Here is a 17,648-nt window from a genome sequence, read left to right on the forward strand (position 1 = left end):
TCCATCGGATTCGATTGTAACGGTGTTGTTCCTGACTGTGGTGTTGTGATTGGTTTGCTCTCCATCGGATTCGATTGTAATGGTGTTGTTCCTGACTGTGGTGTTGTAATTGGTTTACTCTCAATCGGATTCGATTGTAACGGTGTTGTTCCTGACTGTGGTGTTGTAACTGGCTTTGTTTGACCTGTTGGTGTTTTAATTGCCGCTAATGGTTTTACTTCCGCTTTTACATTTTCTTGCTTATTATCAAGACCACTATTATTTTGAGGCGCAGCTGGTCTGATTTGAGCTTTTACATCTTCTTCTTTATTACCTAGTTCCTCATTTAATGGTGCTACTGGTTTAACATTCGCCTTTACATTTTCTTCTTTATCTTTTAATTCTGCTTGTTGTAATTCAATATTATTATCTTGAGGTTTCTCTCGTACTGCTAATTCTGGATTTTCTTTAGTTGCGGCTACTTCTTCCTGAACCATTTCTTGCTCCTGATGTCCTTTTCTATCACGAACACCTAAATTTTCTTCTTTTTTCATTTGACTAATATTTTTTTCTTTTTCTGCTTGCATTTGTTCTTTTTCCTTGCGTTTACCATCTGCTACCTTCTCTTTTCTATCAGCATAGTTTTCTTTCAACTGTTTAAACTTACTATAGCCTGATTTACCCACTTTTCCAGCCATTGCCGCACTTGCAACACCCGCGGCTCCAGCTACTGCTACACCTCTTCCAACTGTCTTAGATCCACGTCTAACATCACGATATTTCTGCCTAATATTACTCATAGCATCTGATGCGCGTGCAGCTCCTGCACTTGCTGGTACCGTAGTAATAGCATCAAAAATTGTTTTACGATATAACCAAACACCTAAGAACGAAAGTACTTGTAATGCAGCAACTACTAAATAACCATACTTATCAGTTGCGCTAAATAAGATTGAAGAAACCCAAAACATTAAAGTTATAAGAAAGCCAATTGCAACTTTCATAAGCAGCGTTCGGAACAATTCAGATAAAAATCTCTTTGCTGTCCCAGTCCATGCAGGTACTAGTGCCATCAATAACATTACAGGTGACATTAATGCTACGATAATAAACATTAATTGGTAGAACAACATCGCCATACTACATAAGCCTAAGACAACCCATAATGGTCCATTGATTAAGAAAAGTAGTAATACTAAAGCGCCACGCTCAAAAGTAGCATCCAAAGTTAATATCGTATTTTTCTTCTGCTCTACTTCCTCTTTTAATAGCTCCTGCCTTTCATCTACTGCTGTTGTTGTTAACATTTTCTTAATTCTTTCATCACCGATTTTTTTCATATCCGTTGTACCAAATTGCAATAATGTATACGGTTGTTTGATTAATAAAGTGTGTGTTAAATCGGTAATAGAATCGACACCGCTTGAATATCCTTCACTCGCTCCACTAATACTTTGAGTTGAATCAAGAACAGTTTTATTTACTTGTTCAGAAAAGGTATTCAGTCCTTTGATAATATAACTTGAATTTGCGAAAAAACCTAAGGTGAAAACTAAGATCCCTAATGCTTTTAACAATCCTCCTAGCATCTCTGACTGACGTCGTTGTACAAAGCCTACCCAGATAACCCAGCAAGCTAATAAAGCTAACATGAGTCCAATTAATTCACTATATATTCCATTCCCCCAAGAACCATTGAACCCTGCTGCTTTAGAAATTACATCGCCTAATTTATCTCCTACATCCGCTACAATATTAAGACTCATAGATTGGCCAACCATACTTGTAACAAAAGTACTAACTCCAAGATTAATGGTCCATCCAATACTTATAAGACTAAATAATACAGCAACCATTTGTTCTTTAACTTTATCCCCCCATTTCCAAAACTTAAGGGATTCACCAAATCCACCTTCTGGTGTATATATATCAATCCCATAGCTACTTGGAGGGTATTCTTCATATTTTAATTTTTCCTTACTCTTTGGAATAATATCATCTATAAGAGAAGGTCTGGGTTCTTCCTCTGCATATACTGGGGTAGCTTTAAAAAGTAAATTAAATGCTAAAATCAAAGTACAAATTAATAACAATAGGGTAATAAACTTTTTCATTACATGTTACTCCCCCTTTAATGGGAAACCTATTAATCTTTCGAACTAAACTCATTTGTAGGTTTAGTATTTGCTACTTCATCGATTTCATTTCGATAAGGGGCGGCATAACTACGAACTTTGAAACCATCTTCTGTACGAACTACTCTTACCCATTTCACTGCTTTATCGATATTTTTAGGGGGCTTCTTTGAAATAAAGTTATACATTATTGTATCCTTATCTACCACATACTCTTTTACTGTATAATCTTTGTAAGATAAATTATTTTGTGGTCCTTGATTCGGATCTAAAATTTTATTTTTATCTCCATCGACGATAAGTTTTCTAATTGTTTTATTATCATTTTGTAAGTCGGCTTTTACAAAATCCAACATCATTTCTCTAGGAGTGTGCCCCTGTTTATCTTTTTCTTCCCCTACATTTGTTTCGCTATTTCCACATGCAGCACTCAGAATTAGAGCGCCAGCACAAAGACTAGATAGCATTAATTTTTTTAGTTTAGTTTTTACCATGTTAACTCACTCCTACGTTTATTTTTTCTCCCCCTTCTTCGACAAAGGTTGCATTAACTTCCTGCTTTTCATCATCATTTGACTTTCTATAATTCTTTCTTGCATTTGGTCTTGTATCGAATGCATCGTATAAATCCTTAAACACTACATCCATTGTGACAACACCTGTTCTTCCTTGGATATCTTGGAATAAACATTGTCCTGTTTCTAAATTAGTAATAATCGCATGATTTTCTTCATTATCAGGTAAACCAAAGAAATCTAGGATTGAAGAAATCTCTTTACTGTCGGTATTACGGAATGAGAACTTCATACCGATATTATTCTTAAATGTCTCATCTCCAAGGTCACTTGCGCTTTGAGTTGCAAAGTATACTGCAGAGTTTAAGGCACGACCTTCACGAACTAGCTTACGAGCTAACTCTCGCCCTTGAGAAGTTCCCATGATTGCCCATGCTTCATCTAATAGAACAATTTTGAATTTAGTAGGGTCCTTTTGAAAGAATTTTCTTGCAAAAGAAGATAGAGACATCAGCATACTAACTGATAAATTTTCTTGTAAGGTATAATCTTTCGGATCTTTTTGAATATCAGGCATATCAAGATGCTGAATTTGTATGATATTTACTGCTGTATCAAGTTCAATATCTCTATTTGTTCCATCACCAAAGATTAAGTGTGCAAATGATAAATTCTCAAATGCTTGAATATGAGCAGCTAATTGTTGATCCACTTTATCCTCACTATCTTCAAGGTATTGAGATACAGCTGTTAAGCACGGCTCTTCCATTCCTGCTACGAATTCTACGGCTGAAGCTAAGCGCGGGAATTTCTCCGAGTTATCTGGTTTAATACCTGTAATGAAAGTAAGAATTGTCATCGCTAACTCAATTGCATCTTTTCGGCTATGTTTATGAATGATAAATGGGTCTAGTTTCCCTTCATCTCGTCTATCAGTCCCTAGTGTAATTACATTTACCTTACCTTCTAAGCCATGTAGATCTTCTGTCCAGTTCCCCCTCTCACCTTTTGGATCGACTATCAGTGTTTGGGCCCCTCCTAGCACCGCTAGGTAAACAATTAAGTTTGTTCCAAATGATTTACCAGAACCCGTACTTCCTGTTACTGCAACTGAAAGTGCGCTCGTTTTTTGATTTACAACGGTATTTGTCGCTGCGAGAGAAGGTGTCATATAAACTGCTTTGTTTAAAATACCAGTTGTACCTATATAAAATCCGATATTATCACCTAAATCTTGTGTTGCACCAAACATACCGGCCGCTAGAACTCCAGGCTCCATAAAGTGTATATAATCATTTACATATCTTCTAGCACCAGGGATAAATTCATTAAACAGCAGGAACTGATCTCCATATGGTCTTACTAGTTCAATCATCATCTCTCTATAAATAGAAATAAGTGAATTTGTATTTCGGCGCATTGTATCTATATCTTCAGCACATATACAGAAAGATACTGATGTCTTAACTAGTGGCATACGTGTCTTTTGTATGAGGGCTTGTAATTCAGTAGCTTCTTGAACACCTTCATACACGTTTAGCCCAACAGTTTGTGCATTTTCCCTTGCATGTGCTTCTTGATCTTCTAAATCTTTTTTCTTTTTATTAAGTTTAGATAGAGCTTTACGATGGTTAATATTTTCTGTACGAACACTTAGTTCGATTGGAAAATCTATATTTTGGATCATATACATCCACTCTTGGTCTGGAAATTCCATTGTGTATGGAATCTTCGATGCAGATAAGAAACTCATATATGCTGGATACTCTAATCCATCAGAACCGATTTGAGACATTTCTATATGTCTTCCTTTAACGTCTATTTCGGATTCTGTTAAGCGTAATAAACTCTCTTGATTCGGAAAGATAGCAGAATCATCATCAACTACAGGTGGCGTCCACCCTGCTGTAACAGGTGCTTCCAATGTACGATAGAAGTTTCGTAACACAATCCATTGAGTTTCATTTGTTTCTAGACTTCTTACTGCTAAATGTTTTCTTATTTTGTTTTTAAAAGCGCTAGATTCCCGTTTAAACATCTCTAAATCAGTTTTTAATATTTTGGTATCACCAAGTAATCCAAACTGTTCTGCAGTATTTTTAAAGGTATGAAATGCTGTATAAAGCATTTCCTTAAGTCCTTCTTGTATGTGTCTTACTTTTAATTTCACACCTATAAAGTAGCGATATTCTACAGCGTTTTTACCAAATTTCCTTTCTAACTCATGGACAACATCATCAGTATGATCGATTGCAAGCTCTTTTAGTTCTCCACTGATTGTTTGTTTAAACTCATCGGCTTTTTCTTTGAAATTCTGATAAACAGGTATCATTAAGAGATGTTTTTCTTCTTCATAATTCCAAAATAATCCGAGTTGTCGCATAAACAACGTATTTTTATCATCGTCTCCTTTAAATTCGTAAGGAATCCCGTATGCCTCATAATACGCCCAGCAAGAACCATCTTGGTTAAAAATCAAATTATCATGAAAATATTTGACTGGAAATTCAACCTGATTCATTTGTGCCTCCTTAGAGAAGAATATGAGACTAAACTAATTCTTCCGTATAGATTAATTAATTACTTTTTCTTAATTGAATCATCCTTAAATCGAACTACTGTCTTATATTGATAGCTTCCAATATTGCCAGTTGTATCTTTATAACGACTTAACTTCTTTTTTTCAAATGTAAATACAAAGAATCGATATATAAATTTGTGTGGACTTTTTCCATCCAATTCTACATTTCCAAAGAAGTACGCTATACCACCAGGTAATATTAGATATTTGAAAAAGACGTTGTTTCCTAATGGTAAAATTTGTTCTAAGAATATTATTATTAATAGTGTTCCAACAAAAATCCCCAGCTGTCTGTAAGGTACAGGGAAAGGGAGTGTTATATCCCTTATCCCATATAAACTCTTAGGAATATCCCAGATAGAGTTGTAAGTCCTTACTTCCTTGCGAGTCGGTTTCTGAGTCACTTATACCAACTCCTTAAAATTTCTATTTTTTACAAATGATCATTTAAATAATAAATTATATAATTTTGTTCCAAGGTCTTTGAATACATCTGGAGTGAATACAAACACAGATACAATCGCACAAAGTACTAACCAACCAATTAGACCAGCCATTTGTCTTTTTACAAGTAAAACTATTACACCGATGATTGCTACAACTAAAAATATGGGACCTAACTGAGCTACTAACCAGTTTTTAATATTTACCCCAAAATTAATGTTCCCTAGAACCGCGGCATCTGTAATAGCAGGTAATAGCTGAGCAACTATATCTAATCCCAAAAGCTCCATAATTATTTACCCTCCACTTTCTCTAATGTGTTTTCAAATTTCTTCATAGAGCTAATTGAAAACTTGTTATCTTTATTTACAAGATTTAAATCATATGTGTATGTGTACTCTAAGCTGCTATCATTGTCTTTTAACTTGGCATCAACTAAGACTCTGTATCCTTTATCCTTATCTTCATAAATTCGTAGGTTTTCTAATTTGCTAAATGTCATAATACCTTTTAGTCCATTTGTTATATTACTTTTTTCAAAGTAGTAAGCAATTTCTTCTGGTGTTCCTTCTGTATACACTTTAAATACAGAATGTAAAAATTGTTCTACTTTTTTTATTTCTGCTTCTGTATTAATTTCTCGTCCTTCTGATTTGAAAGTGGCTACTTTATAAGGTGCCTTTTCTCTCTCTCCATGAACGATTGTAGGGTTGTTAGGGACTACCATCTTCCCTTTCTCCATTAAAATTGGAATAGAGAAGTACCTTGTAACTTCTTTTGGTTCTTTTTGTGTGTCTGGAGCTTGTGTCGTTCCAGGAGCAAGATTATTTACAGGTTCTAGTTTCTGAATGATCTTCAATGTAACTTCTGCTTCATTTCCTTTTTGCCGGACTTCTACTGCTTCCGATTTGACTAAAGTACTAGAAGCGTTTTTTAAAGTATCCCTATTTAATCCACCTTGCTCATCGGATCCATCAACTAGAAATTTCTCTAATCGTTTTTTTCGCTCTTCAGCTACATTCATATCAACTTTCCAATTAAAATAATTGGTGGCAAAACTATTCGCATATGCAATTAATTCTGCTTCTGACATTTTAATTTTTACGGGTTCCTCTTTCTTTTCCTGAACAGCTACTGCTCTAGGAGGACCGGCAAGTTGGATAAATGAAAGGGAGCTTCCTGCAAACACGAATCCCATCACACACCAAAATGTAACCTTACCTACTTTTCTTCCTGTTATCGCTGGAACTTTCTCCCTTGTTTTACGTTTCTTCTTTTCTTTAAGTGCTTCTGAATTTTCTTGTTGCATATCTAATATTTCAGTTGTTTTATTCTTTGCTTTTTTAAAGAATGTAAATTTCTTTTTTTCCGCGTTTTCCTGGGATTTCTTTTTTACCATGTCTTCACCTCTCTTTTTAAATGGTTAGGAGATTACCAAGTTCATTGTAATTTCCACTAATCAACTATCTACTTTAAGTATGATTTACTTTTTTCGGAAATCTAAGAGAAATAAAAAAAATTGTGTTTTATATCAAAAATTTTTTAGAATGATTAAAACTAAATATACTGTTTATTAAAGTACATAAAAAAACCAATTCCATTAAGAAATGAAATTGGTTTTACACAGGATCTATTCTCTATAGTAAGTATTACACAATATAAAAACCTAATATAATATATATCTTTAATATATATAAAGAAAAAAGATAAGACTTTTATACAGAGAAAAAATCGTCTTAAAACATTGCTGTGCTAAGGGTTCATCATTACTCTAGCCGTAAAAAATCATAAAAAGTAAATACTGGGAATGAACTTAATGAGCTGGATGATGATTAAAAACTACAAAATATCGTAAAGTAGGTATATAAAAACTACATATAATCATCGTTAATTTGATGCGAGTAAATGAATAAATAATAAATGTAAATTTTGCTGATTTATGAACAAGCTTTCCACATTTCTTAAAAACTACACACAATTTATTAACAAATAGGTCAAAGTTAGGAACAGAATCCACTTTTTAAACATAACTAACAGAAGTTTTGCTGATTTTAAGTAGATTTAGAGGTAAAACATGATAAGAACAGTACTTAAGGCTTTATGTTATACACATCAGGTCAAAATTATTAAGATATCAACAGAATTATAAAAAAATATTTATGCTTTTTTGTAGATAAAATGACACAAAAGAATCGAAAATTCAGATTTTAAAAAACAGAAATTGTGAATATCTTATTTTGATTTACGTGCAATGTATGTAATTGCATAAAAAATAGAGAGTCGTGATCATTAAAATTGAAAACTTACTCTCTGTTTTGTTTGAAGTAATACTCTTCACATGTTATCTCCAACACGAATAGCCCTCCACTTTTGCTTTTTTCAAAAATAGAGAGCTGTATCATTGCATTGCTGGAAGCAGCTGATCAACCGTATGTGGTATTTCATTTGTTGAACGGTAATATGCTTCTAAAGATTGTAGGAACGGAATTAAATCAAAGTCTTCAGGGACTTCAATTACACGAATCTTTTCCTTCGGCAATTTATCAATTTTTTCAATGAACAGTTCACGAATATCGCTAGGGATTTGATTTCCTTTATGTCCACTAGCCTTTAAGAGTTCGCGAATTTCAATTTCTAATGCTGTATATGCGTTAATATTTACGCCCTGCTCATAAGCATATTTTCTAAATAGTGATTCCTCTTGATACTGCATGTAATTACGATGATATGCATCTATAGTTACAGGTACAGCATATTTCGCATGAAGCAGGTCATGCGCTTTACGGAATAGCTTTTGAACATTGCGTAAAGAGTATATAGCAAAATGAGTACCAAATTTAAAAATGGCCTCTTCTTGTTCATGTTTAGGTACATTGTGTGTAATTAAAGGATAAATACCAGTTTTAGCAGCTGTGTCTAATACACGATATTGAGAAGATTGCTTTAATAATTTACTTAGTGTATAAACAAGCTTTTTCGGATATCCTTCTTGTCGATCAATCATTTCCCGTAAGCCACGAACTACTTGGCGAATTTGACGATGACAGGAGTGTTTTAAAACGTTAATGAATTGGTTCATATCCTTTGCAAATTCAGAAATATTCATTTCAACTAACAAGTTTTCTATGAATTTAGCTTTACGCTTATATGTATCTCGTGGTGTAAATGGATCACGGTATTCTGCTCCTTCTTCTTTTGCACATAAGAAATCAGGATGTACAGATAAATGCAATGTTGTGTATTGCTTTTTATTCTGCTTCCCTTTTTCTAACTTGCAAATTTTAAATAAAGGAGATCCAGTAGCAGAAAGTTTTGTTTCTAATTCCTCAAGTACAGCACGAATCTGATGTGGGTATTTCTTATGTAAGTAACGATACATACCACCAAAGTGTGTTGAGTTTCCTTGTTCATCAACTTTGAATAAAGAACGTTTCAGGGTAGTTTCGCGTTTCTGCTGCATTGCTACATCCATGAATAGTTTCTTAGCTGCAATGGATAACTCAAAGAATTCTTTGGTAAATACTATCGGGCTAATAAATGTATATGCATTTGCTTTATTCGTTTCTTTATTCATGAAATCAGTTAAGGTGATTTTATATTTACCACTGTACTCATTTTCGATTGTAATGATGTTATGGAAACTTAACTTCTTCAAAGCTACATAAAATTGTGAGTGGTGAATATGTGCAAATGCTTCTTTATAATTTTTATAATCTTCCCAAAGCATATGGATCGATACATGCGAAAGCTCACCATATGTATTACATTTTTTATGAAGAAATAGAAATACTTCTAAATCAGCATTTGTAATTCCATATAGCTTATGTTTTCTGCCTTCGTTTTTATCAAATTCACTTACTTTATCTACAATCTTTTTCATTTTCAGTGAAAAAGATGGCTTTGCTTTAGCAACAAACCCCTCTTCATCTGCAATTCGTTCTTCATAGGACATTGAATTCACAATGTCTTCTAGATAAGTATCTTTAAAACTGTAATACTTACCTTCTAAAGCATTTACTAACTTTTGCCATGATTTAATTGTTACAATTACCGGTGTTGTTGTTTCACCATTCAAACTACGTTTGTTCTTTATAACGAAAGGTTTTGCCATCTTTTTCACCTCCTTTTATGTTAAGTTGCAGTTTTCCCCACAATTAGATATAGAATTTCATTTTTGATTATATCAAATCGAATACTGGTGAAATCTGTCCCTTTAAGAGGAAAAATAAAAAAATGAAACGTGCCCAAATCCCTTGGGGGACAAGGGATTTGACGTTTCATAAAAAAAAGTTTGTTGCCACCATAGGGCTATGAAGTTTTTTGAATATGAAACGTAGTATGTTGCGGGAGAAATCTTACTCAACCATTGATTTTATAGGGTTTTATGCTAATTTTGTTTTAAAGTTGTAGCCATCATATAGCTATAACGTTTCATATTTTGGATTGACTAAGAAATTTCTATAGATTTCGTATAAACACTGATATATAGGGAGTTATAACTGTTTTTAAATGAAAAGTTGTAGCCATCATAACGCTATAATCGTTTCATTTCGTTTCATGTTTCCTGCCGTCATATAGCTATAACGTTTCATGTTTTTAAAATAAGTTATATTTTATTGAAAGTTGCTGTAACCCTTGGTATATATAGATTTGTTTGAAGTTTTAAAGTGAAAGTTGTAGCCATCATATAGCTATAATAATTTTATCGTTTTTTCTTTCATATTTAATGAAATGGCTTTATATCAACGTTTATTAGTAAATTACATAGAATAAAAAATTTTTTAGTCGAATGATTTTCAGGATATTCTCGTTTCATTTTTTTTTTAGTTGTAGCCATCATATAGCTATAACGTTTCATAAATTACGAAATTATAACCACAATACAGCTATTCATTATTATAAGTAAGAAGTAATAGCCGTGATAAGACTATGCAGTTTCAAGTAATAGCTTATAGCCACGATAAGGCTATATAGTTTCAAGTAAGAAGTATAGCCGTGATAAGGCTATGCAGTTTCAAGTAATAGCTTATAGCCAAGATAAGGCTATGCAGTTTCAAGTAATAGCTTATAGCCATGATAAGGCTATATAGTTTCAAGTAAGAAGTATAGCCGTGATAAAGCTATACAATTTTAAATAAGAAGTAATAGCCGTGATAAGGCTATGCAGTTTCAAGTAATAGCTTATAGCCAAGATAAGGCTATGCAGTTTCAAGTAATAGCTTATAGCCAAGATAAGGCTATGTAGTTTCAAATAAGAAGTAATAGCCAAGATAAGGCTATGTAGTTTCAAGTAAGAAGTAATAGCCGCGATAAGGCTACATAGTTTCAAGTAAGAAGTAATAGCCGCGATAAGGCTACATAGTTTCAAGTAAGAAGTAATAGCCGCGATAAGGCTACATAGTTTCAAGTAAGAAGTAATAGCCGTGATAAGGCTATATAGTTTCAAGTAAGAAGTAATAGCCGCGATAAGGCTATATAGTTTCAAATAATAGCTTATAGCCTCGATAAAGCTATATAGTTTCAAATAAGAATTTATAGCCCCGATAAAGCTATATAGTTTCAAATAAGAGTTTATAGCCGTGATAAGGCTTATATAGTTTCAAGTAAGAAGTAATAGCCGCGATAAGACTATATAGTTTCAAATAATAGCTTATAGCCGTGATAAGGCTATGTAGTTTTAAATAAGAAGCAGCTGGGGTATTTGAATTTTGACTTAGAGTAACAAGTTATCTAGGCGTTAAGCAAAAAATAAGTGTGTTTAACTAATTTACTTTTAAAAATTGAAATTGTATTGTAAAGTAGTGATTTTACAAATAGAAGCAGTTTTATATAATTAAAGGCAAGTAAAGAGGATTTAAATGATCCAAAATAAAAGGAGTAAAAACCAATAATCGTGCGGATTATTCAGATAACATTTCACCTTAAAGGTTATGTGTGGTTTTTCATCTAAATGGGAAAAATAAACGCATTTTGATTCAGTTATTCGTTTAAAGTGAACTTCCATCAGTGGGAGTCTTATAGCCTGCGAATTGTGGGATGAAAAATGGACTAAGAATTTAATCTTAGTCCATTTCTTATTTTATATCCATTTTGTATGGAATGTACCTTCTTTATCTACTCGTTTATACGTATGCGCTCCAAAATAATCGCGCTGCGCTTGCAACAAGTTTGCAGGTAGTTTGGCAGTACGATAGCTGTCATAATAAGAAATTGCTGCTGAAAATGCAGGTATCGGAATGCCCTGTTGTACCGCCATTGAGATAATTTGGCGTAATCCGCCTTGATATGACTCTACAATTTCTTTAAAGTATGGATCAAGTAAAAGGTTCGGTAGGTCAGTGTTTGTCTCATAAGCCTCTTTAATGTTCTGTAAAAAGGCAGCACGTATAATGCATCCGCCTCTCCAAAGCATAGAAATGCTGCCAAAATCAAGGTTCCAATCATATTCCTCAGAAGCTGCCTTCAATTGCGTGAATCCTTGTGCATAAGAACAAATTTTACTCATATATAAAGCTTGGCGCACTGCTTCAATTAATTCAGCTTTTTCAACTCCAATCGCTGTTTTATCTTTAGGGCCAGATAAAACTTTGCTTGCGTTCACGCGCTCTTCTTTTAAAGCAGAAATGCAACGTGCAAATACAGATTCCGTGATAATAGGAAGAGAGATACCTAAATCAAGTGCGCTTTGACTTGTCCATTTCCCTGTACCCTTTTGTCCTGCAGTATCAAGAATAACATCCACTAATGGCTTACCAGTTTCTTCATCTTTCTTCTTGAAGATATCGGCTGTAATCTCAATTAGATAGCTGTTCAGTTCACCTTTATTCCATTCAGCAAATATTTCATGGAACTCTTCTGCAGTCAAATCAAGTGTTTGTTTCAAGAAGAAATATGCTTCACAAATTAATTGCATATCTCCATACTCAATACCGTTGTGAACCATCTTTACATAGTGGCCTGCCCCATTAGGGCCGATATAAGAACAGCAAGGCTCGTTATTCACTTTTGCAGAGATGTTTTCAAGCATATCCTTTACTTTTTCGTATGCATCCTTCTGTCCGCCTGGCATAATAGATGGTCCCTTCAATGCACCCTCTTCGCCGCCTGACACACCTGCCCCGATGAAATTGATTCCTTCTTCGGCAAGACGTTTGTTTCGGCGAATTGTATCGACAAAGTATGTATTACCACCGTCAATTAAAATATCACCTTTATCGAGGTGAGGGACTAGAGAATCAATCGCCTTATCTGTAATTTCCCCTGCATTAACCATTAATAAAATCTTTCTAGGTGATTCAAGTGAGTTAACAAACTCTTCAACTATATGAGTACCAACTAAGTTTTTACCACGGTTTTCCTCAATGATTTCATCAACTTTTTCCTTTGAAATATCATATAGGGCAACAGAATACCCTTTGCTCTCAAAGTTAAGTGCGAGGCTTTTTCCCATAACGCCCACACCAACAACTCCAATTTGTAACTTTTTCATATTCCATCGTTCCTTTCCATGTATGTTACTCTGTATTATAGTATATATACCTAAAATAACACTTTAATCAAATAATCAATCTTTTTCATTTCAATAGGCTCTGCCAGTATTCGTGCAAAAGGTTATAGGGACACGGCACATCACTATCGAGTTAAAAAATAAAGAGAAATTTTCATTCTTATTAATCAATCATGAAGAATAACCGGTTAATTATGAAAAATCACATTTAACAGCTGCCGTATCCCTTTTACTGTTTAGAAAGATCTATACAAATAAACTTAGTAATAAAGTAAACCCTAATCCGGCTACAGAAACGATAGTCTCAAGTAAAGTCCATGTTGCAAATGTTTCTTTCATGCTTAAACCAAAGTACTCTTTGAACATCCAGAAACCAGCATCGTTCACGTGTGAAGCAATTAAACTACCAGCCCCTGTTGCAAGGACAACTAAAGCAAGGTTAACATCAGATTGACCTAACATCGGAATCACTAAACCGACAGTTGTTAATGCAGCAACCGTAGCAGACCCCAATGAAATACGTAAGATGGCAGCGATAATCCATGCGAGCAAGATCGGTGATAATGAAGTTCCTTTGAATAATTCGGCTACATAGTTACCAACGCCGCCATCAATTAATACTTGTTTGAAAGCGCCGCCTCCACCAATAATTAAAAGCATCATCCCAATATTAGAGATTGCTGTTGTACAAGATTCCATCACGTTTTTGATTGGAATATTTCTTGCCAATCCCATTGTATAGATTGCAACCAGTAAGGATATCAACATGGCAGTATCCGCATTCCCAATAAACTCGATCGTTGCTAGTAAACTATTATCTTTGAATCCCATTGTTTTTTGCAGCAAAGTAATAATTGTAGCGACTGCCATTAAAAGAACAGGCAGTAAAGCGGTAAAAACACTGATTCCAAAGCCAGGAGTTTCTTCAAGTTTAAATACTTTCTGCTCACCTAAAGATTTGATATTACCGGTTTTTGTGAACGCATCAGGTACTAGTTTTTTTGCAAGTTTAGTAAATACAGGTCCAGCTAACACAACCGTTGGAACCGCTATCATAAAACCGTAAAGTAATACTTCACCGATGTTTGCATGCAATTCACCAGCGATAGCAGTTGGTCCTGGGTGTGGCGGTAAAAATCCGTGTGTTACAGATAAAGCTGCTGCCATCGAAATACCGAGATATAAGATAGAAACTTTTAATTCTCTTGAAATCGCAAATACAATTGGAATTAATAATACTAATCCTACTTCAAAAAATAATGCAATCCCGATAATAAATGAGGCAGTCACAACAGCCCATTGAATGTTCTTTTCACCAAATTTTTTCACAAGTGTCATGGCAATACGTTGTGCGCCCCCAGAATCTGAAAGCAACTTACCTAACATCGCACCAAGTCCAAAAACGAGTGCTAAATGACCAAGTGTTCCGCCTAATCCCGCTTCAATGGTTTTAAAAATTTTTTCTGGTGGCATTCCAAGTGCTAAAGCAACCCCGACCGATACAATGATTAATGAAATAAAGGTATTTAATTTAAAGCGCATAATCAGTAAAAGTAATGCTAAAATCCCAATTGCTACAATGACTAATGGCATCGTAGTTCCCCCCTAATCTTAGCTGTATTTGTATTTATCCCGGTATTCGCGGGAAGTAAGGCCCCCCACCTCGAGATTTAGATAGAAGCGAGGCGTGGGGGATTACTGATGAAAGTTTTACTTTATTAAATTTCTTTGATAATTTGCAATTCGTGTATAATCATCTTCTAGCGCCCTTGATAGGTTAATAAATATAGGCAGTAATTGTCTGTATTCTTTTGTTGCTTCTTCTTTCGGTGTATGTTTGTAGGTACTGCCAACCATTTCGGAAACGATTTCAAAAGAATCAATTTTTCCTGTGGCATAGAGACCTAATATACATGCACCTAGACAAGAGCTTTCGTAGCTCTTTGGAACAACGACTTCAGATGCGAAAATATCGGACATCATCTGTCGCCAAACGTCAGACCTTGCGAAGCCACCTGTTGCTTGAATACGAGTTACAGGACCATCCATGCATTCGGTTAATGCTAAAAATACAGTGTATAAGTTATATATAACACCTTCTAAAGCTGCACGAATCATATGTTCCTTCTTATGTGACATCGTTAAACCGAAGAAGGAGCCACGTACATCTGGATTCCATAATGGTGCACGTTCCCCTGCGAGGTATGGATGGAATAATAATCCGTCTGCACCAGGTCTCACACGTTCAGCTATTTTAGTTAATACATCGTATGGATCAATTCCTAGTCTTTTCGCAGTTTCTACTTCTGATGAAGCAAGTTCATCACGAATCCAGCGAAGGACCATCCCTCCATTGTTTACCGGTCCACCAATTACCCAATGCTTTTCCGTTAAGGCATAACAAAATATTCTTCCTTTTTTATCTGTTTGTGGTTTATCAATGATGGTCCGAATAGCACCGCTTGTCCCAATTGTGACAGCAATCTCACCTTTTCGAATTGCATTCACACCTAGATTAGAAAGCACCCCATCACTGGCACCAATGACAAACGGTGTTTGTGAATCGATACCAATCTTTTGGGCTAAATCTGGATTGCAGTTGCTAAATGTTTGGGTGGTTGGTACGAGTTCAGATAATTGAGCTGGTGTTATACCAGCAATTTTTAAAGCTTCCTCATCCCAATCTATTGTTTTTAAGTTCATCATACCCATACACGATGCGATGGAATGATCAACAACATATTGATCAAAGAATTGTTTGAAGATATATTCTTTGATTCCAATATATTTTTTCGTTCTAATAGCAATTTCCGGATGATCATTCACAATCCATGTAATTTTACTTAATGGTGACATTGGGTGAATAGGTGTTCCTGTTCGTCTATAAACTTCATGGCCATTCAGTTCATCTTTGATTTTATGTGCCCATGCCTCACTACGATTATCTGCCCAAGTGATACAAGGTGTCAGCGGATGATCATTCTCATCCATAGCTATGACACTATGCATAGCACTGCTAAATGAAATAAACGATGGTTTTTTATCTGAATGCTGTTTCGTTATATTTGATATTGCTTGTAAAACAGCTTGGAAAATCTCTTCTGGATCTTGTTCCGCTGTGGATATATCCGGTGTGCGAAGTGGATAACCAATATTCTCGGTTTGGATGACTTCGCCTTTTTCAGTAAATAAAACTGCTTTCGTACTTGTTGTACCGATATCTATACCTAACATATAGCTACTCATGTCCTTGCTCTACTCCTTTAGATAACATTTGTTGTGACATCCAGAAATCTTCAACTTTCCCTTGAACATCATCAAAGTTTAGATGTAAGGCCTCAATCATGAGGGCTCGATCTTTTGATTCGATTGCTTTTATATAAAGCTCATGATTTTTAATAACCCGTTCAAAGTCTTCGTACTTTTCCTTGAAACGAGTACGCATTGATAAAAGGATTAAGCTTTCCATAACAGGCTTTAAATTATTCCAAATCATCAGGATGTAGGAATGCTCAATGGTTAGAATAATCGTTTCATGGAATAAAAGATCTTGATAAGAAAACTCATCAGAATCATGATATTTAATGGCGATTTTCATCATTTCCATTATTTTATTTAGTTCTCTTACTAAATCATTTGTGTCCATCTTTACAAGTCGCTCAAAGATAAACTTTTCTATAAGTAAACGAACATCATATATTTCTTCGATTTCTTTCTCGGTTAAACCAATGACAACTGCGCCCATTCTTTCTAAGCGAATAATATTTTCAGAAGCTAGTACTTTTAATGCTTCACGAACGGGTGACCGACTTACAGAAAAATCGGCAGCTAATTTATTTTCCGACAGGATGGTACCGCTTTCAATCTCCCCTGCAATAATGCGCATTCTCAGTTCGCTCGCAACACGATCACCTGTAGAAGCTTTTGAAAGCCATTTTTCAGGATAAAGAAATTCCATTGATTTCGCCATAAATTCACCTCATGTTAATCAAGTATACTTGTATACAAGTATTATAACTCGGATTTTTAATTATGCAAGCGCTTTTATTGTTTACTTTGGTTCTTTTAGAGGAAAGCCCCATAATTATCAAGCTAACAAATCGAGTCGCCCCAAAAACTATTATTGTTGATGAAGAAGATTTAGGGAATGGAAGACTGAAGAATACGATATTCAAGGACTTGCATCAACATATTTACCACTCGGGTTTACAACTTTTTGAATCAAAGATATAGATGTTAAAAATGTAACAGTAACTAAATTTGAGCATTAAACACTTTTAAAAATTGAAATTGTATTGTAAAGTAATGATTTTACAAATAGAAGCAGTTTTATATAATTAAAGACAAGTAAAGAGAATTTAAATGATCCATAATAGAACAAGTAAAAATCAACAATTGTGCTGATTATTCTGATAATATTTCAACTTAAAGGTTATATAGCCATCATATAGCTATGACGTTTCACATTTTTAAGATTCAAATTATAT

Annotated in this window: 11 protein-coding genes; all 11 read right to left on the reverse strand. The window is 34.5% G+C overall.

Annotated elements, in window-relative coordinates:
• Positions 1-2,093 (reverse strand): CD3337/EF1877 family mobilome membrane protein (locus tag ACTFR3_RS28375; RefSeq protein ID WP_440045079.1); only part of this gene is annotated, 2,093 nt, incomplete at its 3' end.
• Between the two features lie 32 nt (positions 2,094-2,125).
• Entirely contained in the window at positions 2,126-2,608 is a 483-nt protein-coding gene (locus ACTFR3_RS28380) for a hypothetical protein (RefSeq protein WP_000241153.1), read from the reverse strand.
• 1 nt (position 2,609) lies between these two features.
• Positions 2,610-5,150 (reverse strand): ATP-binding protein, encoded by a 2,541-nt coding sequence (locus ACTFR3_RS28385; protein WP_440045080.1) that lies wholly within the window; start codon positions 5,148-5,150, stop codon positions 2,610-2,612.
• 59 nt (positions 5,151-5,209) lie between these two features.
• A complete protein-coding gene (locus ACTFR3_RS28390) occupies positions 5,210-5,614 on the reverse strand; it encodes a TcpE family conjugal transfer membrane protein (RefSeq protein WP_000192353.1) in 405 nt (134 codons plus the stop codon).
• Between the two features lie 39 nt (positions 5,615-5,653).
• Positions 5,654-5,944, reverse strand: a complete 291-nt coding sequence (locus ACTFR3_RS28395) for a hypothetical protein (RefSeq protein WP_071732369.1) — start codon at positions 5,942-5,944, stop codon at positions 5,654-5,656.
• A gap of 2 nt (positions 5,945-5,946) precedes the next feature.
• Positions 5,947-7,053 (reverse strand): conjugal transfer protein, encoded by a 1,107-nt coding sequence (locus ACTFR3_RS28400; protein WP_440045081.1) that lies wholly within the window; start codon positions 7,051-7,053, stop codon positions 5,947-5,949.
• A gap of 999 nt (positions 7,054-8,052) precedes the next feature.
• Entirely contained in the window at positions 8,053-9,765 is a 1,713-nt protein-coding gene (locus ACTFR3_RS28405) for a hypothetical protein (protein WP_173602548.1), read from the reverse strand.
• 1,968 nt (positions 9,766-11,733) lie between these two features.
• The gene (gndA, locus tag ACTFR3_RS28410) at positions 11,734-13,143 is read right to left on the reverse strand and encodes an NADP-dependent phosphogluconate dehydrogenase (protein WP_017658258.1); all 1,410 of its coding nucleotides are present in this window, start codon (positions 13,141-13,143) and stop codon (positions 11,734-11,736) included.
• A 264-nt stretch (positions 13,144-13,407) separates the two neighbouring features.
• Complete coding sequence (gntP, locus tag ACTFR3_RS28415; protein ID WP_001131717.1) at positions 13,408-14,754, reverse strand: gluconate permease GntP; 1,347 nt, start codon at positions 14,752-14,754, stop codon at positions 13,408-13,410.
• A gap of 117 nt (positions 14,755-14,871) precedes the next feature.
• Entirely contained in the window at positions 14,872-16,407 is a 1,536-nt protein-coding gene (gntK, locus tag ACTFR3_RS28420; RefSeq protein ID WP_048538520.1) for a gluconokinase, read from the reverse strand.
• Positions 16,400-17,131, reverse strand: a complete 732-nt coding sequence (gene gntR / locus ACTFR3_RS28425) for a gluconate operon transcriptional repressor GntR (RefSeq protein ID WP_001130025.1) — start codon at positions 17,129-17,131, stop codon at positions 16,400-16,402. The genes gntK and gntR overlap by 8 nt, the downstream gene beginning before the upstream one ends.
• Positions 17,132-17,648: the final 517 nt, after the last annotated feature.

The sequence above is a fragment of the Bacillus cereus group sp. MYBK14-1 genome (genome assembly GCF_051916885.1).
Taxonomy (GTDB): Bacteria; Bacillota; Bacilli; order Bacillales; family Bacillaceae_G; genus Bacillus_A; species Bacillus_A cereus.

Excerpts from the sequence above, each read along its gene's own strand:
- ACTFR3_RS28380 (WP_000241153.1), bottom strand. The coding sequence starts at position 2,608 with ATGGTAAAAACTAAACTAAAAAAATTAATGCTATCTAGTCTTTGTGCT.
- ACTFR3_RS28385 (WP_440045080.1), bottom strand. The coding sequence starts at position 5,150 with ATGAATCAGGTTGAATTTCCAGTCAAATATTTTCATGATAATTTGATT.
- ACTFR3_RS28395 (WP_071732369.1), bottom strand. The coding sequence starts at position 5,944 with ATGGAGCTTTTGGGATTAGATATAGTTGCTCAGCTATTACCTGCTATT.
- ACTFR3_RS28400 (WP_440045081.1), bottom strand. The coding sequence starts at position 7,053 with ATGGTAAAAAAGAAATCCCAGGAAAACGCGGAAAAAAAGAAATTTACA.
- ACTFR3_RS28405 (WP_173602548.1), bottom strand. The coding sequence starts at position 9,765 with ATGGCAAAACCTTTCGTTATAAAGAACAAACGTAGTTTGAATGGTGAA.
- gndA (WP_017658258.1), bottom strand. The coding sequence starts at position 13,143 with ATGAAAAAGTTACAAATTGGAGTTGTTGGTGTGGGCGTTATGGGAAAA.
- gntP (WP_001131717.1), bottom strand. The coding sequence starts at position 14,754 with ATGCCATTAGTCATTGTAGCAATTGGGATTTTAGCATTACTTTTACTG.
- gntK (WP_048538520.1), bottom strand. The coding sequence starts at position 16,407 with ATGAGTAGCTATATGTTAGGTATAGATATCGGTACAACAAGTACGAAA.
- gntR (WP_001130025.1), bottom strand. The coding sequence starts at position 17,131 with ATGGCGAAATCAATGGAATTTCTTTATCCTGAAAAATGGCTTTCAAAA.